Source organism: Gramella jeungdoensis (assembly GCF_023805255.1).
Classification (GTDB): Bacteria; Bacteroidota; Bacteroidia; order Flavobacteriales; family Flavobacteriaceae; genus Christiangramia; species Christiangramia jeungdoensis.
The window spans coordinates 1-19,146 of record NZ_JAMSCK010000005.1; the positions used below are offsets into that span (position 1 = coordinate 1).

17 protein-coding genes are annotated in these 19,146 nt (G+C 38.9%); 10 read left to right on the forward strand and 7 right to left on the reverse strand.

Features of this window, described 5'->3' with window-relative positions; genetic code table 11:
- Positions 1-687 precede the first annotated feature (687 nt).
- Positions 688-1,401, reverse strand: a complete 714-nt coding sequence (locus NE848_RS13490) for a DUF4294 domain-containing protein (RefSeq protein ID WP_423748007.1) — start codon at positions 1,399-1,401, stop codon at positions 688-690.
- 106 nt (positions 1,402-1,507) lie between these two features.
- Between NE848_RS13490 and NE848_RS13495 the strand changes: the two genes are divergently transcribed.
- The 4 genes from NE848_RS13495 to NE848_RS13510 all read left to right on the forward strand — a co-directional run bounded on the left by NE848_RS13495 (position 1,508) and on the right by NE848_RS13510 (position 6,451).
- Complete coding sequence (locus NE848_RS13495) at positions 1,508-2,596, forward strand: M42 family metallopeptidase (protein WP_252114489.1); 1,089 nt, start codon at positions 1,508-1,510, stop codon at positions 2,594-2,596.
- Between the two features lie 126 nt (positions 2,597-2,722).
- Positions 2,723-3,808 (forward strand): DNA topoisomerase IB, encoded by a 1,086-nt coding sequence (locus NE848_RS13500; RefSeq protein WP_252114491.1) that lies wholly within the window; start codon positions 2,723-2,725, stop codon positions 3,806-3,808.
- A 49-nt stretch (positions 3,809-3,857) separates the two neighbouring features.
- On the forward strand, positions 3,858-5,780 hold the full coding sequence (locus NE848_RS13505) for a DUF294 nucleotidyltransferase-like domain-containing protein (RefSeq protein ID WP_252114493.1): 1,923 nt from the start codon (positions 3,858-3,860) through the stop codon (positions 5,778-5,780).
- Entirely contained in the window at positions 5,777-6,451 is a 675-nt protein-coding gene (locus NE848_RS13510; RefSeq protein WP_252114495.1) for a 3'-5' exonuclease, read from the forward strand. Before NE848_RS13505 ends, NE848_RS13510 begins: the two co-directional genes overlap by 4 nt.
- Before the next feature lie 42 nt (positions 6,452-6,493).
- Here the strand turns inward: NE848_RS13510 and NE848_RS13515 are convergent, their stop codons facing one another.
- The 4 genes from NE848_RS13515 to NE848_RS13530 form a co-directional block, all read right to left on the reverse strand.
- Positions 6,494-7,159 (reverse strand): hypothetical protein, encoded by a 666-nt coding sequence (locus tag NE848_RS13515; protein ID WP_252114497.1) that lies wholly within the window; start codon positions 7,157-7,159, stop codon positions 6,494-6,496.
- A gap of 54 nt (positions 7,160-7,213) precedes the next feature.
- A complete protein-coding gene (gene acs, locus NE848_RS13520) occupies positions 7,214-9,127 on the reverse strand; it encodes an acetate--CoA ligase (RefSeq protein WP_252114499.1) in 1,914 nt (637 codons plus the stop codon).
- A 215-nt stretch (positions 9,128-9,342) separates the two neighbouring features.
- A complete protein-coding gene (locus NE848_RS13525) occupies positions 9,343-10,290 on the reverse strand; it encodes a phosphoribosylaminoimidazolesuccinocarboxamide synthase (RefSeq protein ID WP_252114501.1) in 948 nt (315 codons plus the stop codon).
- 24 nt (positions 10,291-10,314) lie between these two features.
- A complete protein-coding gene (locus NE848_RS13530; RefSeq protein ID WP_252114503.1) occupies positions 10,315-11,268 on the reverse strand; it encodes a PhoH family protein in 954 nt (317 codons plus the stop codon).
- Between the two features lie 210 nt (positions 11,269-11,478).
- On the opposite strand from NE848_RS13530, the gene NE848_RS13535 reads away from it, so the two are divergent.
- From NE848_RS13535 to dnaN, 5 genes are all read left to right on the forward strand, one after another.
- The gene (locus tag NE848_RS13535) at positions 11,479-12,312 is read left to right on the forward strand and encodes an SAM hydrolase/SAM-dependent halogenase family protein (RefSeq protein WP_252114505.1); all 834 of its coding nucleotides are present in this window, start codon (positions 11,479-11,481) and stop codon (positions 12,310-12,312) included.
- A complete protein-coding gene (locus NE848_RS13540) occupies positions 12,313-12,609 on the forward strand; it encodes a putative quinol monooxygenase (RefSeq protein ID WP_252114507.1) in 297 nt (98 codons plus the stop codon).
- A 186-nt stretch (positions 12,610-12,795) separates the two neighbouring features.
- On the forward strand, positions 12,796-13,533 hold the full coding sequence (gene gldF, locus NE848_RS13545) for a gliding motility-associated ABC transporter permease subunit GldF (RefSeq protein ID WP_252114509.1): 738 nt from the start codon (positions 12,796-12,798) through the stop codon (positions 13,531-13,533).
- Entirely contained in the window at positions 13,533-15,203 is a 1,671-nt protein-coding gene (gene gldG / locus NE848_RS13550; protein WP_252114511.1) for a gliding motility-associated ABC transporter substrate-binding protein GldG, read from the forward strand. The genes gldF and gldG overlap by 1 nt, the downstream gene beginning before the upstream one ends.
- A gap of 202 nt (positions 15,204-15,405) precedes the next feature.
- Positions 15,406-16,524: a DNA polymerase III subunit beta gene (dnaN, locus tag NE848_RS13555; RefSeq protein WP_252114513.1), complete on the forward strand. Its 1,119-nt coding sequence runs from the start codon at positions 15,406-15,408 to the stop codon at positions 16,522-16,524.
- A 116-nt stretch (positions 16,525-16,640) separates the two neighbouring features.
- Here the strand turns inward: dnaN and NE848_RS13560 are convergent, their stop codons facing one another.
- Positions 16,641-16,979 carry a DUF4870 domain-containing protein gene (locus NE848_RS13560; protein ID WP_252114515.1) on the reverse strand — a complete coding sequence of 113 codons (339 nt, stop codon included), beginning with the start codon at positions 16,977-16,979 and terminating at the stop codon, positions 16,641-16,643.
- A gap of 106 nt (positions 16,980-17,085) precedes the next feature.
- On the opposite strand from NE848_RS13560, the gene mnmE reads away from it, so the two are divergent.
- Positions 17,086-18,498 (forward strand): tRNA uridine-5-carboxymethylaminomethyl(34) synthesis GTPase MnmE, encoded by a 1,413-nt coding sequence (gene mnmE / locus NE848_RS13565; RefSeq protein WP_252114517.1) that lies wholly within the window; start codon positions 17,086-17,088, stop codon positions 18,496-18,498.
- A gap of 138 nt (positions 18,499-18,636) precedes the next feature.
- On the opposite strand, the gene NE848_RS13570 is transcribed toward mnmE, so the two are convergent.
- Positions 18,637-19,137, reverse strand: coding sequence for a nicotinate-nucleotide adenylyltransferase (locus NE848_RS13570; RefSeq protein ID WP_252114519.1), 501 nt, complete (start codon positions 19,135-19,137; stop codon positions 18,637-18,639).
- Positions 19,138-19,146: the final 9 nt, after the last annotated feature.

Below are 19,146 nucleotides of genomic sequence, written 5' to 3' on the forward strand. Positions count from 1 at the left end.
TTAAATATACTTAACAACTACTAAGAAATTGCTCAGGTTGACTTCTTCTAGTCTTAATTCTTATACACTGGATCACATCCTTAATAAAAAAAATGTAATCCCTGTCAATTCAATATATCAATGAACTTTTCAATTACCAATTAACACTTAACAATTATCACAATCTTTATATTGCTTATTGATCATTGTTAATTGATCATTGCCTTGTTAAAACCCAGGGAATCGAACCCTTATCCTGCGCCCCATCCGGCGGTCTCTCTTACTCTATCAGTCTGTAATTATGAACGGCTGCTCGCTCTGAAAGCGGGTGCAAATATACAACGCTTTTTTCTTCCCCACCAAAAGTTTTTTATAAAAAATTTCGGTTTCTCCTTAAAAGCCTCAACTCCAACTCCGTCGCCCTTTTCAACACCCTAATGAACATCGCTTCGTTCTCAAAGCGGGTGCAAATATAAAACGACTCCCCGCTTCAATCCAAATTAATTCAAAGAAAAATTTTGAAAATCTTCAAGCGTGTTTTAGCCCGTATCGCCTACTCTCAGTACTGTCAGTGAACATGCGCTCTCTGCGAAAGCGGCTGCAAATATACATCTACTTTTTTCTCTTGACCAAACTTTTGAAGAGATTTTTTTAGGAAATTTTAAGAGCTGATTGTAAGAACCTGAACACCAGAAATTAATGATCAAATTATCGACTCCTTTTTTTAGAAACATTAGAGTTACTCCATTTATCACTCAGATCCAGATATTCAAAATCCAGCGCACTAGCCTGTCTTTCGAGAATATTATCCCTGAACGACCTTTGCAATATATCCTCTATAAGAAAGTCTTCCTGATTGGATTCCGGATGATATTCTTCCTTCAAGGAAATATCAAACATACTTGCCGTTGTGTTATACCAGAAAGCCCTCCATCCACTTTTAAGGTTCTTCACGAGATTAAATGCAGTAGTACCGGTTTGGCGATGAATTAACTTCACCAGGATCTGTCCTTCGGTTCGGGTTAATTTCTTAAGCTCTTCCGAAAATTCTTCTTCAATATAATTCTGTACTATTTTGGTGTATTTCTTCCTGTCACGCTTGGTTTTTATCTTATCTAACCTCGAATTCAATTCCACCAATCTTTCAGAAGCCAGTTTAGCATATGGATATACCTTACGAGTTTTTCTCCTTAATATAAGGTAGCGTTTTCTGGCTTCAAGATCATCGAACTTAAGTTTTCTTAAAAGCACAACCTCCTCAAGATCTATAGTTTCTCGAGGAACTGAATCTCCCGCAATGATCATATACTGCTTTTGTACAGTATCATTTTCGAGAGTATCCATTTCTTTTTGAGATTTGCTTTCCTGACCAAATCCGGCAAATCCAATTAGAAATATGTAAATGGAAATATATTTAAACATCAGCTTTTCACTTTCAAGATGATTTTTACCAAAATCATTCCAAAATTAATCATTCGGCAGTTGCCTTCCGTCCAAATCTTTTTAATTTCGCTAAAATTTATGAATTATGAAGAAAACCGAAATACTGGATAAAAAGTCAATAGACTTCCTCGAGAAATATCTTAATAATGCGGCGCCTACAGGATATGAATCTGAAGGGCAGAAATTATGGATGGAATACCTAAAACCATATGTTGATGAATTCATCACCGATACTTATGGTACTGCGGTAGGAGTAATAAATCCTGAAGCAAAATACAAAGTGGTTATTGAAGGTCATGCTGACGAAATTTCATGGTATGTAAATTACATTAACGATGAAGGTCTTATATATGTGGTAAGGAATGGTGGTAGCGATCACCAGATAGCCGCTTCAAAAAGAGTTAACATACACACCAAGAATGGAATCGTTAAAGGAGTCTTTGGCTGGCCTGCCATTCATACAAGGGATAAGGAAAAAGAGCAGTCGCCAAAAATGGATAATATTTGCATTGATGTTGGCTGTACAAGCAAAGAAGAAGTTGAAAAACTGGGAGTACATGTTGGTTGCGTGATCACCTACCCCGATGAATTCTTTATCTTAAATAAAGATAAGTTTGTATGCCGGGCACTGGATAACCGAATTGGAGGTTTTATGATCGCCCAGGTGGCCAGACTTCTGAAAGAAAATAAGAAAAAATTGCCTTTCGGTCTGTATATTACAAATTCAGTACAGGAAGAAATTGGTTTACGTGGGGCAGAAATGATCACCCATAGAATTCAGCCAAATGTTGCTATTGTAACCGATGTAACTCACGATACCACTACTCCAATGATCGAAAAAAAGACCAATGGTCTGAATAAAATTGGAGACGGACCTGTGATATCGTATGCACCTGCTGTTCAGAACAAATTAAGAGAGCTAATCATAGATACTGCCGAGGAGAAGAAAATCCCATTCCAGAGACATGCCTCTTCAAGGTTTACCGGGACAGATACTGACGCCTTTGCTTATAGTAATGGTGGAGTGCCTTCAGCTTTAATATCCCTTCCTTTAAGATATATGCATACAACTGTGGAAATGGTTCATCGCGATGATGTGGAAAATGTGATTAATCTTATATATGAATCGCTTCTGAAAATAAAAGACGGCGATACTTTCAGTTATTTTGATTAAAGCTAATTCGTAAAACAATACTTTTAAAACTCCCGTTAGCACGGGAGTTTTGTTTTTATTACAGAATATTTCACAATATTTTAATTATAACCGAAAGTCATTCCTTTTATCTTTAAGGAAAAAGCTATGACACTCTCTCAGGACGATTTAACCACTATAATTAAAGATCCCCAGGAAGCGGTAAAAATGGCCAACCTGGTATATGTTTCTGAAAATCATCTTTCCATAAGAAGAAAAAAGGTTGGGCGTGGTTTCGCCTATTATAAAAGAGAGGAAAAAGTGGCCGATCAAGAAACACTGGACAGGATTAAAGGTCTGGTGATCCCCCCTGCATGGGAAGACGTTAGGATAAGCCGTCTTAAAAACGGGCATATTCAGGTTGTAGGCCGGGATGACAAAGGCCGGAAGCAGTACATGTATCACCCGGTATGGTCTGAGATAAGGAACCAGACAAAGTTCTTTAAAATGGCAGCTTTTGGAAAAGTACTTCCTAAGATTAGGAGACAGGTATCTAAAGACATGGAATTAGAAGGTATGCCCCAAAGAAAGGTCCTGGCCCTGGTAATACGATTAATGGAAGAAACTCATATCCGCATCGGCAATCAATATTATGCCAGGAACAATAAGACTTACGGCCTATCTACCTTCAGAACCAAACATGTAAAAACCTTTAAGAATGGTTTGAAATTCGAGTTTATCGGGAAAAAAGGCAAGGAACACTCAATCACTGTCGAAAACAGAAAGCTGGTAGATCTCATAAACCAATGCGAAGAAATACCCGGCTGGGAGCTTTTTAAATTCTATGACGAGAATGGTGAGAAACAAAGTTTAGACAGCGGAATGATCAACAATTATATCCATGAAATAAGTGGAGACATTTTCTCTGCTAAAGACTTCAGAACCTGGTCTGCCACCAAAATATTTTTCGAAACCTTAAGGGAATTGGGATACACTGAAAATGAAAAAGAAAACAAGAAAAATGTTTTAGAAGCATTTGACTCCGCAGCCGAAGGGCTTGGTAATACCCGTGCTATATGCAGAACCTATTACGTTCACCCAAAAGTTGTAGAGACTTATGAAAATGGTGAAATCACTCCATATTTTAAACAAATAAAGGAAGATAGCTCTCCGGATTATATTCGGCTTTCAGAAAGTGAAAAAGCTATTTATAAACTTATCCAGGATTATAACATTGAGATTGAATCACAATAAAACTCTTCATACGTTCTCATCTTTCGCATATTTCAGATAAATTTGAAATATGACTAATACTATTGCCGCCAGGATCGCTGATTTTTTAGGGGACTATCCACCTTTTTCTTTACTTGAGAAAAAGGAATTATACAGGATTGCCCAAGAGGTTAGAGTAATTTATTTTGAGCAGGGAAAATCCATTTTTTCAAAAGGCGAAAAGGTTCATGACCATTTTTACATTGTACACAAGGGTGCTGTAGATCTACAAAAGGTGAATGATAATGAGGAACCTGAAACAATCGATAAATGTGATGAGGGAGATGTTTTTGGGTTAAGGCCATTGTTCGCCAAAGAAAACTATCAGATTAACGCTATTACAGATGAAGAAAGCGTAATCTATGCCATCCCTCTAAATGAATTCAAACCATTTGCAGTAAGCAACTCCCAGGTTGGTAATTTCCTAATGGAAAGTTTTGCCTCCAATACCCGAAATCCCTACGCCACTGAGCACCGTGGTAAACTTTTTTCAGAAGACGATGAAATTAGCTTCAAAAAAGAAGCCCTGTTCGATCTTCAGCCAATTCCAATGGTAAAAAAAATGGTAACTGTCTCTCCAGAAACCAGTATTCAGCAGGCAGCTACCTTAATGAGTGAAAGAAGAGTAGGATCGGTGATTGTGGTAGAAGAAGAGAAACCTGTAGGTATCGTGACAGACCTTGACTTCAGGGAGTTTATCGGCACAGGAAAACTTCCTATCGACTGCCCGGTAAATAAAATAATGAACTCACCGGTGATCTGTTATTCAAAAGGCATTACCATTGCGCAAGCCCAGCTCACCATGATGAAACATAACATCAACCATATATGTATTACCAAAGATGGTACTCCCAATACAAAGGTGAAGGGAATAGTTTCTGAGCATGACCTGATGGTTTCCCAGGGAAACAATCCATCGGTACTTATGAAAGCCATAAACCGCGCAAGAAGCACCAAAAAACTTAAAAAGATCAGAAGTAAAATTTTATTCCTTTTGCAGGGTTACATAAAGAGCAATATTCCTCTTACACATATTTCCAACATAATCTTCGAATTGAACGACGCCACTATAAAACGTACAATTAAGAGATGTTTGGGCAAAATGGAAACTCCGCCACCCGTTAATTTTGCCTGGATGTCGCTAGGAAGTCAGGGAAGAAAAGAACAGTTACTTCACACAGACCAGGATAACGCTTTAGTATTTGAAGATGTTCCTGAAGATGAACTTGAAGAAATCCGGGCCTATTTTTTGAAGCTGGCAACCAAGGTCACCAAAAGGCTCAACATCATGGGATATGAGTTTTGCCCTGCCGAAATGATGGCCAGAAACCCTAAATATTGTCTTTCCCTTTCAGAATGGAAAGATCAGTTTTCAAAATGGGTAACCACATCAGGGAATGATGAGATACTGCTTTGCCAAATATTTTTCGATTTTGATATTTCATACGGCGACTCAAAACTTACCAATTCACTATCAGATCATGTATTTGACATTCTTAAGGATAACAAGAATTTCCTGAACCGACTGGCAGCACAGGCCCTTCGAAACCCCTCTCCATTAGGATTTTTCAGGCAGTTCCTTGTGGAAGAAGATGGAGAAAAAAAGGATCTTTTTGACATTAAAAAGAGAGGCATCATGCCATTAACAGATGCCGGTCGCTTACTCATTTTAGAGCACCGTGTTAAGAACATAAGCAATACCGCTGAACGATTCGAAAAACTGGCGCAACTGGAACCTAATAACAAAGAGCTTTACCAGGCTTGTGCCTATTCTTCAAAAGTGCTAATAAAATTCAGGACCAAGCAAGGTTTAAAATACAAGGACAGTGGTAGATTCATAAATCTCGAAGATCTTAGCAAAGAAGATAAAGTAAAGCTTAAACGATGCTTTAAAACAATTAAAGAAATTCAGGAGCTTATTAAGTTAAGATTTGAAGTAACCTACTACCTATGATATTCAATTGGTTTAAAAAGAAACAAAAACTGGAAGATTTTCCAGATTTCTGGCAGAATTACGCGAAAAGCTTCGAAGAAAAACCTCCTGAGGATATTAGTGAAGTCCGTTTTGTGGTCTTTGATACCGAAACCACAGGATTTGATTTTGAGCAAGATCGAATTTTAAGCATAGGGGCCATAGCAGTTAAGAATAAAAGGATCGAGATAAAAGATAATTTTGAGATCTATTTAGATCAGGAAAAATTTAATCCCGAAACCGTAAAAATTCATGGAATAATTCAGAATGAAAAATTTGATAAGCTATCTGAAATAGAGGCTTTAAAAAAATTCCTGGAATATATTCAGAATTCAGTACTGGTAGCTCACCATGCCCGTTTTGATGTGAAAATGGTTAACAATGCCCTGGCGAGACATGGCCTTCCTAAATTGAAAAACAAAGTACTGGATACGGCCATATTGTACAAAAGCACGCGTATTGCCACCAATTTAATAGACAGAGACAAGGTCTACTCTCTGGATGAGATAGCCGAAGTTTACAATATAGATCTCACCGATCGTCATACGGCTGCAGGTGATGCCTATATTACTGCTATAATCTTTATGAAGTTGTTAAGCCGCCTGAAAAACACAAATTCATATCTGATAAAAAAAATAAAAAACCGGAAGTAGTCACTTCCGGTTTTATAAAATAGTTTAAAAAAGACAAGGTCCTTAAATACTATCCTCAAAGTATTTGAGCATGTTTACTACATCCTCTTCAGTCTTTATCTTATGCTTGTCAAAATATTCTTCCATTTTATCTGACTTAAATAAATCTTTCAGATCTTTTTCCTTTAATCTTACTTCCTGGAGTTGACCTCCATTCAACGATAAATAATACACCATCTCAACATCGATATCGGCAGGCTTGTCTTTTTCATAACCTGTTCTGGCCTTTTGAGGAGGAGTAACCTCTACTTTTGGCAATCCTATAAAAGTACTATTGGCACCTTCATAGAATTTAGCAAAATAGGCTTCTATATTTCCGTTGTTCGTATTTAAATTATCTATAAAATAGGTGTAATTGCCTAATTCGTATGTAATTGACTTTAGTTTTGGTAACACGTATTCTTCTTCACTATCTGGTTTTGGCCGAATAACAACGACGTCTTCCACCGCGTTATATCTCATCAAAACCTGCATAGATCTTCCTTTATCATCATGAATAACCCCTAATTTGAAATCATCTTCATAATAAGGGGAGCCAGTATAATGGTCAGGCTCCTTTTCTTTAGTGAATATCACCATCCCTCCGTCACTCATAAAGGGGTTAGCCTGTTGGGCGTTAACTCCCAGAAAACTTGAGAATAGCATTAAAAAAAGTATTCTATTTAACATATGTAAAAAAAATTGGTTATTTCCTAAATATAATCAATTACAATATCTCTACACTTATTTATTTAGAGATCCTTCGATTATATCTTCAACCACTTCGGGATTTAATAAAGTTGATGTATCTCCCAGATCTGATGTATCATTGGAGGCAATTTTACGTAAGATTCTTCTCATAATCTTTCCGCTACGGGTCTTTGGCAAGCCAGCGACAAACTGAATCTTATCTGGTTTAGCTATAGGGCCGATCTTATCAGAAATCTGCTGATTGATCTCTTTTCTTAAATTATCCTGATTACGGGATTCTCCTGCTTCTTTCAAAATAACAAATCCATAAAGAGCATTTCCTTTTACTTCATGAGGGAAGCCAACCACCGCCGATTCAGCCACAGCCGGGTGTTCATTTATAGCATCCTCAATCGGAGCCGTTCCAAGGTTGTGGCCAGATACGATGATCACATCATCTACCCTACCGGTGATCCTGTAATAACCTACCTCATCCCTAAGAGCTCCGTCCCCGGTAAAGTACATATTTCTGAAGGCCGAAAAATAGGTGTCCCTGTATCTCTCGTGATTTCCCCAGATAGTTCGGGCCATAGAAGGCCAGGGGAATTTGATACATAACCTACCATCAACCTGATTCCCTTTGATCTCATCTCCATTTTCATCCATCAGCACAGGCTGTATCCCCGGAAATGGCAACGTTGCAAAGGTGGGTTTTGTTGGCGTCACAAAAGGTATAGGTGAAATCATGATTCCTCCTGTTTCGGTTTGCCACCAGGTATCTACGATCGGACTTTTACTTTTTCCAATATTATTGTCATACCAGTGCCAGGCTTCCTCATTGATAGGTTCCCCTACCGTACCTAAAACCTTAATCGAGGTAAGGTCATAATTATCTACCAGGTCCACACTCTTCTTGGCCAAAGCCCTTATGGCTGTTGGAGCCGTATAGAACTGGTTCACCTTGTGTTTTTCAACTATTTCCCAAAATCTGCCAAAATCTGGATACGAAGGAACACCCTCGAACATAACGGTGGTAGCTCCATTAAGTAATGGGCCGTAAATTATGTAGGAATGACCGGTAATCCAGCCAATATCGGCTGTACACCAGTAAACATCATCATTCTCATATTTGAAAATATTCTTGAAAGTATAAGCCGAATAAACCATATATCCGGCCGTAGTATGAAGCATACCTTTTGGTTTTCCGGTAGAACCTGAAGTATAAAGAATAAACAGAGGATCTTCAGCATCCATAATCTCCGGAGAGCATACATCTGAAGCCTCTTCCATTAACGGTTCGAGCCATTTATCACGACCTTCCTTCATGTTAATCTCGGCACCCGTCCTTTTGGCAACAAGAACCGTTTTTACATCCGGGCAATCTTCAAGAGCCCTGTCTACAATTCCCTTTAGATCCAGAGTTTTTGCCCCTCTAAAAGATCCATCTGAAGTTATCAGCATCTTACAATCGGCATCCAGCGTTCTTGTGGCCAATGCTGAAGAGGAAAATCCTGCGAATACGACAGAGTGGATAGCACCTATCCTTGCACAGGCAAGAACGGCATAGGCAAGTTCGGGTATCATAGGCAGGTAGATACACACCCTATCCCCTTTTTCTATTCCATTTTCCTTTAAAACATTGGCAAACTTGTTAACCTTCTTATGTAACTCGTTATAAGTCAAATGCAATGCTTTATCTCCCGGTTCATTGGGTTCCCAGATAATAGCGGTTTTATCTCCATTGGTAAGCAAATGCCTGTCAATACAGTTTTCGGTAATATTAAGTTTTGCATTTTCAAACCATTTCACTTCCGGTTTCGAAAAATCCCAACTAAGTACATTATCCCATTTTTTTCTCCAAACAAAATGCTCCTCGGCTACTTCCTGCCAGAAATTTTCCGGCTCCCTTACAGATTTCCTATATACCTGGAAATATTCTTCAAGATTTTTAATGTGATAATTACTCATAATTTATATTAGATTGAGGTGGTTAAATTGGTTAATACTCTAATTCTTTACAATGTATAAAATTGTTTGATATCAGCCTTTAAATTTTACCTTCTATTAATTTTTTACATAAGATAAGGTTAAATATATAAATTTTCATATAAGCTATTTAAAGTCGGAATAAAAAAAGCCGGAATGATAATCAGCCCGGCTTTCAAGTATTAAGCGTATGTGTTTTAACTCAGATAAGTAACCACATTGTTTTCAATACGATCTTCAATATTGGAAACATCGGCCTTTACAAATTTCTCTCCTGTGATATTCTCGTAAAGCTCAATATATCTCTCGGAAACTGATTCGATATACTCATCACTCATTTCAGGCAACTGCTGCCCCTCTTTTCCCTGGAAACCATTAGAAATCAGCCATTGCCTGACGAATTCCTTTGAAAGCTGTTTCTGGGCTTCTCCTTTTTCCTGCCTCTCTTCATAGCCTTTTTTATAAAAATACCTTGAAGAATCAGGGGTATGGATCTCATCAATCAAAACTATCTTTCCATCTGAAGTTTTTCCAAATTCATATTTAGTATCAACAAGAATAAGATCCTGCTTAGCGGCAATTTCGGTCCCTCTTTCAAAAAGTTTACGGGTGTAATCTTCAAGTTTCACATAATCCCCTTCAGAAACAATTCCTCTTTTAATTATCTCTTCCCGGGATATATCTTCGTCATGATCACCTTGTTCAGCCTTGGTAGCCGGAGTTATGATAGGTTCAGGAAACTTATCATTTTCCTTCATTCCTTCAGGCATGCTCACTCCACATAATTCTCTTTTCCCTGCCTTATATTCCCTGGCGGCATGTCCGGACAGATATCCCCTGATCACCATTTCCACTTTGAAAGGTTCACATTTGTAACCTACAGCCACGTTAGGATCAGGAGTTGCTTCCAACCAGTTCGGTACTATATCGCTGGTCTTTTCCATCATTTTAGTGGCGATCTGATTCAGGATCTGTCCCTTATAAGGTATTCCTTTTGGCATGACAACATCAAATGCTGATAGCCTGTCTGTCGCGATCATTACCAGCTTATCATTTTCAAGAGTATAGACGTCCCGTACCTTACCTTTATAAACCGACTTCTGGCCGGGGAAATTGAAATCTGTTTTAATAATTGTATTACTCATAAAGAGTGAAAACTTTAATTTTTGTTATTCGTTATGTTCAATGGTCTTGTATGCTGCGATGATCTTCTTAACAAGGCGGTGACGTATCACATCCTTATCGTCCAGGTAAACCATACCAACACCTTTAACATCCTTTAAGATAAGGAGAGCTTCTTTTAATCCTGAGATCACCCTTCTTGGAAGGTCAATCTGACCCGGATCACCCGTAATGATAAACTTCGCATTCTTCCCCATACGCGTAAGGAACATCTTCATCTGGGCATGTGTAGTATTCTGAGCTTCATCCAGAATAACAAATGCGTTATCCAGGGTTCTACCACGCATAAAAGCCAGCGGTGCGATCTGGATCACCCCTTTCTCAATAAAAATCTCGAGTTTTTCGTGTGGGATCATATCTCTTAATGCATCATATAATGGCTGCATGTATGGATCCAGTTTTTCCTTAAGGTCGCCTGGTAAAAACCCAAGGTTCTCCCCTGCTTCAACAGCAGGCCTGGTAAGAATGATTCTCTTCACCTGCTTCTCTTTTAAGGCTTTAACCGCCAGAGCCACACCTGTATAGGTTTTTCCCGTTCCGGCAGGCCCAATGGCAAATACCAGGTCATTCTTTTTAGAGAGCTCCACCAGTCTGCGCTGATTAGCGGTCTGAGCCTTGACAACCTTCCCACTAACCCCATGAACAATGGTCTCTCCACTCTCTTTTGAAGTCTCGTAATCTTCTTCACTCTCGCTGGTTAGAACCCTCTCTATGGTATTCTCATCCAGTTTATTGTATTTTCCAAAATGATCCATGAGCATAGTGAAACGCCGGTCAAACTCTTCCAGCATCTCTTCGTCCCCAAACACACGTATCTTACTGCCTCGAGCAACAATTTTCAGTTTTGGAAAATACTTTTTTAAAAGTTCAATGTGTTCATTTTGTTGCCCGAAAAATTCACGTGGGCTAATCTCTGAGAGTTCAATAAGAAGTTCGTTCAAAAGCTATATTTTTTTGGTTGAAGCATTACAGGTTTTTTTCAGGAAATTTTAATTTGTCCTTCGTTTTCAATATCCTAATTTTGGATCAGTTTTCTGGTATTTTTTACCTTTTAAGCTAAGCGAATCACTAAAAATAAAATTATATTCGCCTTCTATACAAACTTAAGGAAAATAACCAGTCTCAGATTAAAAAAATATTAACAATCGCCTATGGCAATCATTACTTTAACAACCGATTTCGGGGAAAAGGATTATTTCGCTGGCGCGGTTAAAGGGGCTATTTATAGCGAACTTAATGATATACGGATTGTTGATATTTCACATTCGGTCTCTCCATTTCATATAAGTGAGGCAGCCTATATTATTAAAAACGCCTATAAAAGTTTTCCGAAAGGTAGTATTCATATTATAGGAATCGATTCTGAACTTACACCAGAGAACAAACACCTGGCCGTGAAACTGGATGAGCATTATTTTATCTGTGCCAACAACGGAATACTCTCCCTTTTAGCTTCTGAAATTAAGCCGGAAAAAATCGTGGAGATAAATATCCATGATAAGATACAGACGAATTTTCCTGTCCTGGATGTTTTTGTGAAAGTGGCCTGCCACCTGGCGCGCGGAGGGACTCTTGAAGTAATAGGTAAGAGCGTTAGTGCAATCAAATATCTCAAGCAGTTTGAGCCAATTATCAATTCTGAAAAAAATCAGATCCTGGGGCATGTGATCTACATCGACAACTACGGAAACGTGATCACGAATATTTCCCGAAAGTTGTTTGAAAATGTTGGTAAAGGAAGGGACTTTACCATCAGGGCCCGAAGGGTCAATTTTTCTGAAGTCCATGAGACTTACAGCCATGCTATCAACTTTAATGTAGAGAAAGAAAAGAGAAAAGAAGAAGATGGTAAAAAACTCGCGGTCTTCAATTCTGCCGGATATATTGAACTTGCCATTTATAAAAGTAATCCAAGTACCGTAGGTAGTGCCTCAACTCTTTTTGGGTTAGAGTACCTGGATTCTGTCACCATAAATTTTGAATAGATGTTGGTACGTATAGTGAAAATGGGATTCAAGGAAGATAAGATCGATGAGTTTCTCGCAAACTTTGAAGAAAATAAAACAAAAATAAGAGGCTTTGAAGGCTGTCAGTTTTTAGAGCTTTACCGGGATAAAGACAATACAAACCGGTTTTTCACGTATAGTTACTGGAAAGATGAAGAATCCCTGGAGAATTACCGGCATTCTGAACTCTTTAAAAATGTATGGGCTCAAACTAAAATTCTATTTAATGAGAAGCCTGAAGCCTGGAGCGTGGATAAAGTTGTTAGGCTTGAGTAATGAAAAGCGAGAAGTGAAAAGTGAAAAACAGATTTCTCCCGTTGGTCGAATTAACTCAAAAAAAAACGAACAACACACAACAGACAACTGACAACAGACAACAGACAACTGACAACTGACAACCGATAATTGATAATTGATAATTGATAATTGATAATTGATAATTGATAATTGATAATTGAAGGTATGCTCGCAATACTGAATAAAGAAATACAATCATTTTTTTCTTCCCTTACCGGGTATCTGGTAATCGGGCTTTTTCTGGTTGCCTGCGGACTTTTTCTTTTTGTTTTCAGTGGCAGTTATAATATCCTGGATAGTGGTTTCGCCGACCTTAAAGCCTTCTTCGATCTGGCTCCATGGATATTTATCTTTTTGATTCCAGCTATCAGCATGAAGACCTTTGCCGATGAGAAGCGAATGGGTACTTTGGAAATCCTGCTTACAAAACCCATTAGCTTAAAGAAACTGATCGTCGGGAAGTACCTTGGAGTATTTCTTCTTGTAATTTTGGCTATCGTCCCTACTCTTTTATATGTGCTAACTATAAGTGAACTGGGGCGGCCTCAAGGAAATTTTGATGTTGGTGCCACACTAGGATCCTACCTGGGACTGCTTTTTCTTGGAGGCTGTTACGCTTCAATTGGGATATTTGCATCCAGCCTGTCTTCCAACCAGATAATCTCTTTTTTGTCAGGAGTTTTTCTTTGCTTTATCTGCTATTTCGCATTCGAAGGATTGAGTGAAACTGGTCTCTTTGGAGTTTCCAGTTATTTTCTGGAATCTTTCGGCATTAGTTTCCATTATCAGAGCATTAGTCGGGGAGTAATAGATACCAGGGATATCATCTATTTTCTCAGTTTGATATTTCTTTTCCTTAAACTAACTGAGATCAATCTTTCAGCAACAAAAAACCGGAGATAGTGAGGCAGTCGAATAAAATAAGATCATTACTTATTCTAATTGCTATTCTGATCGCGGTGAATTTTGTGGCTTCAGAATTTTTCCTGCGTATTGACCTTACCCAGGATAAACGTTACAGCCTCTCCCCTGCCGCCAGGGAAATTGTTTCAGATGTAGACCAGCCCATTGTATTTGATGTTTTTCTGGAAGGAAGTTTTCCATCAGAGTTCAGAAGGTTACGAAATGAAACAAGACAGATGCTGGAAGAGTTTTCGGCATATAACAGGAATATTAAATTCAACTTTATCGATCCCCTTTCCGAAGGTGATGATGCCAACGCTATTGCCGAAGAGTTCTATAAATTAGGAATGGAACCCGCCCGGTTGAATGTTCGGGAAAACGGAAAGATGAGCGAGAGTATTATTTTCCCCTGGGCGATTGCCAATTATGGAAAGAAAACGGTAAAGATTCGTCTTTTAAAGAACCAGATAGGTGCTACAGATGAACAACGCGTCACTGCATCTGTCCAGCAGCTTGAATACGCGCTGGCAAACGGGTTAAGCAAACTCATCTATCCCAGAGAGAAGAAGATAGCTGTAATGCGCGGAAATGGGGAATTGCCCGATGCCAGGATTGCCGATTTTATAAAGACCATCCAGGAATATTATTTCATGGCTCCTTTTACCCTGGACTCCGTAGCCTCAAATCCCCAGAAAACCCTGACAGACCTTAAGGAATATGATCTTGTTATCGATCCAAAACCAACCCAGGCATTCACTGAGAACGAGAAATATGTACTGGACCAATATCTAATGAATGGTGGAAAAATGCTCTGGCTGGCCGAAGTTACCAATATGGAGACCGATAGCCTTTTCAACGAAAGAGGTTCGGCCATTGCCCTTCCACGGGATCTTAACCTGGGGGATTATTTCTTCTCTTACGGGGTTCGGATCAATCCATCCATTGTAAACGATCTTTATTCGGCTCCCATCATTCTGGCCAGTGGTTCCGGAAACAACACAAGGTTCAATCCGTTTCCATGGTTCTATAGTCCCCTAACAAGCTCCCCAAATGATCATCCCATCATTAATAATATCGAGGCGGTTAAATTTGAATATGCAAACCCCATAGATACCCTGGCTAACAATGTTCAGAAAACCATCCTCCTTAGTAGTTCTCCTCGCAGTAAACTGGAAGGAGTTCCTGCAGAGATCAATCTGAATATAGTAAATGAAAAACCGGATCTAAGTACTTACACTGGGGGCGAACAACCTCTGGCAGTGCTTCTTGAAGGCAGATTCAAATCGGTTTATAAAAATCGTATCAAACCATTTGAGTTAGAAAATTCTATGGAGGAAAGCGAACCCACAAAAATGCTGGTGATCTCGGATGGAGATGTGATTAAAAATGATCTTCAGGGAGGGCAGCCACTCGAACTCGGATTCCAGAGATATACCGGTAACACCTACGGGAATAAGGAATTTCTTCTCAACGCGGTAAACTACCTCCTGGATGATACCGGGCTTATCAATATTCGCTCCAAGGACATTAGTCTTGCCTTTCTCGATAAGGAAAGAGTAGAAGCCCAGAGAGAAAAATGGCAACTCATCAATCTTGCAGGTCCCCTGCTGGTTTTATTGATTTTCGGAATTGCTTTCAGGTACTACCGAAAACATAAATATGTAAGATAAAGGCTGAGAAAAGCCTGCTCATCCTATTAACGAATACATATTAACAATTTTAGATAAGCCACATTTTTTAAATCGCTGTATTCCTGAGTTTTAACTCATTTTGATTCTATAAGTCTGTTAATAAAAACTCCTGTAACAGCCGGTAATTTTTGACTTATTAAAATATATTTGTAATTGATTCAAAATAAATCAACAAAAGCCGATGAAATTTATTGTATCCAGCAATTATCTGCTGAAACAGCTACAAATACTTGGAGGGGTAATAAACAGTTCAAACACCTTACCTATTTTAGACAATTTTCTATTTGACCTTAAGAACGATGAACTAACGGTATCAGCTTCAGATCTTGAAACTACCATGTCTGCAAAGCTCAAGGTGGAGTCAGATTCTGAAGGAAAGATCGCCGTACCCGCCAAATTGTTACTAGATACCTTAAAAACATTCCCTGAGCAACCACTTACATTTGTGGTTGAGGATAATAACACTATAGAATTGAGTTCCAATCACGGTAAATATGCACTTGCCTATGCCGATGGTGAGGAATTTCCGAACCCTGTGGAACTTGAAGACCCAAGTAGCACTGTAGTAGAGGCTGATGTTCTGGCCAATGCGATCGCCAAAACCATCTTCGCTTCAGGAAATGATGATCTAAGGCCGGTTATGAGTGGTGTTTTCTTCCAATTCAAGGAAGATGGTCTCACTTTCGTAGCTACCGATGCTCATAAACTTGTAAAATATTCAAGAGAGGACATTTCCGCAAATCAGGCTGCAGAATTCATTATGCCTAAAAAGCCTTTGAACCTTCTTAAGGGTATCCTGGCCGGAAGCGAATCTGAAGTGAAAATCGAGTACAACGATTCGAATGCTAAATTCACTTTTGACGACACAGAACTTATCTGTAGACTTATCGACGGAAAGTACCCTAACTATGAAGCGGTGATCCCAAAGGAAAACCCGAATAAATTGACTATTGAGAGAAACCAGTTCCTTAGCTCGGTAAGAAGGGTTTCTATTTTCTCGAATAAAACGACACACCAGGTAAGACTTAAGATCGCTGGAGCTGAGTTGAATATTTCTGCAGAAGATGTGGACTACAGCAACAAGGCTGAAGAGCGTTTAACCTGTTCCTACCAGGGTGATGATATGCAGATAGGTTTCAATTCAAGATTCCTTATCGAAATGCTAGGAAACCTGACTTCAGATGATGTAATGCTGGAAATGAGCCTGCCTAACAGGGCCGGAATTCTTACGCCGGTGGACGGGCTGGATCAGGGTGAAAAGATCACCATGCTTGTGATGCCTGTAATGCTAAATAATTAGCAGGCAGTTTACAGCTGAAAAAAATATAATTTTTCTAAAAATAAAAAAGCCCGTTCATTAATTTGAACGGGCTTTTTTCAACTAACTATTTAAAAAAAAACCAACTACTAAAATTGTTATTTCAAAAATTCTATTGTTAAAGGATAGTAAGGCATCTCTCCATTGCTCACCTTTATCGCATTCATAATAGGCAGGATCAATGCTATAAGTCCAATGATAATCAGCATTAAAATCCCGATACCGAACAGGATGATAAGTGGGATACTTAATATTGAATAAATAAAAATGCTTATCTGAAAGTTCAGGATCATTTTACCGTGCATATCCATTCCAGCTACTTTATCTTTCTGGGTTAGCCACAGAATGAGGGGAACTATAAATCCACCTATTCCCGTCACCAGGTCAAGTAACTGACTCAGGTGGGTCATGACCAACATTTGGTTATCTTCTCTCATTTTATTGTTTTTGATGGTTAGTTAAGCGCTTTATATAATAGACGCACAAAATAGAGCTTTGTTACAATTATAGATACAGCTGTAATTTCTTTTATAAATTTGCCAAATGAAATTGAATGATACCATTGTCGCGTTAGCAACACCTTCAGGTGCCGGTGCCATTGCCGTAATAAGGGTTTCGGGGCCCGATGCCTTAAATATTGTCGCACCACTTTTTAAGGCAAAAAGCAAAAAAGACCTGAAAGAGCAGCCTTCACATACGCTGCACCTTGGTAATATCGTTGATGGCGAACGTACTTTAGACGAAGTGCTGGTATCTATTTTCAAGGGAACAAGATCCTATACCGGGGAGGAAACTGTGGAAATATCCTGTCATGGTAGTCCTTATATCCAGCAGGAGATCATTCAGTTATTGATACGGAAAGGATGCCGGGCTGCGGAAGCCGGAGAATTTACCCTACGGGCATTTCTGAATGCGAAAATGGATCTTAGCCAGGCAGAAGCCGTGGCCGATCTTATCAATTCTGAAAATGCGGCCTCTCACCAGATGGCAATGCAGCAGATGCGAGGGGGATTCTCACAGGAAATCCAGAAGCTTCGAGAAGAACTGTTGAATTTTGCTTCCCTAATCGAACTTGAACTGGACTTTGCTGAAGAAGATGTGGAATTTGCGAACCGGGACCAGTTTCGGGATCTTATATCTAAGATACAAACCGTTTTAAAAAGACTTATTGATTCTTTCGCTACCGGAAATGTTTTGAAAAATGGAATTCCGGTTGCCATAGTGGGAGAACCCAATGTAGGTAAATCCACTTTGTTGAATGCGCTTCTAAATGAAGAAAGGGCCATAGTTTCTGAAATTGCTGGTACTACTCGCGACACCATCGAGGATGAAATGAGCATCGGGGGTGTTGGATTCAGGTTTATTGACACTGCCGGGATTCGCGAAACCACGGATGTAGTGGAAAGTATAGGGATCAAAAAGACCTTTGAAAAAATAAGTCAGGCGCAGGTAGTGGTCTACCTTGTAGACACCAGCCGACTTAGGTCTGATGAAAAAAGATTAAAGGAGGTTCACGTTGAGATCGAAAAGATCAAGAATAAATTCCCGCAGAAACCGGTAATTATTGTTGCCAATAAAACTGACCAGCTGACAGAGGAAGAAGTGAATAATATAAAATCTGACCTTGGCAACATATCTCACACTAGCCTACAGTTATTATCGGCTAAAACAGGATCGGGAGTTGAGGAGTTAAAGGAGAAGTTGCTGGAATTCGTAAATACCGGTGCGCTTCGGAACAGTGACACAATAGTGACCAACTCGAGGCATTATGCAGCGCTTTTAAAGGCCCTTGAAGAGATCAATAAGGTAGAAGACGGTTTGAACGCCGATCTGTCGGGAGACCTGCTGGCAATTGATATACGCCAGGCATTACACCATTTTGGTGAGATCACCGGAGAGATCACAAACGATGACCTACTAGGGAATATCTTTGCGAATTTCTGTATTGGGAAGTAAAAGCTACTTATAATAGTCCCCCGATCTCAAAATCTATTCCCTGGTAACTATAATCATAAAACAAAGACATCTGGAAAATCCATTAGTAAAAGATTCTCCAGATGTCATTTTGATAAAAGGAAACTCAGTTAAACTTAATTAAAGAAAATTTCCTTTTTCATCTAGTTTTACACGAAGCGTTTTTTCACCGTTTTGCAATTTTAGTTTATACTTTTTATAACTACCGCGGTCATCATAAAAAATTACCATATAGTTATCTTCGGTTACAGTCCATCCCGGGAACCTTCCTACAATGGCATTTTTAACAGCTAAAGGAAGGTTGATATTTTTAAATCTCTCGGCTGTACGTAAAATTTTTCCGTCTTTGTCATAAGCTGCTAAAATCTTTCCTTGAGGAATATAAAAGCTAATAACATACTCATCATAATCATCATGATAAAATTCAGATTCTTTTACATTAAAATTAGCAACTTTGGCTTCTAGTTCCTTAACCGGAATTGATGCAACCTCCTCTGTGTTTACATCATTCAGGTATTTGTAATTTGTCGCATAGACAGTTACTTCAGATAACTCCCTAACCTGTGCGAATAACTGTGGAGAAAGTCCTAAGACCAATAATCCAATTAGTAATCTTTTCATGATCTTATT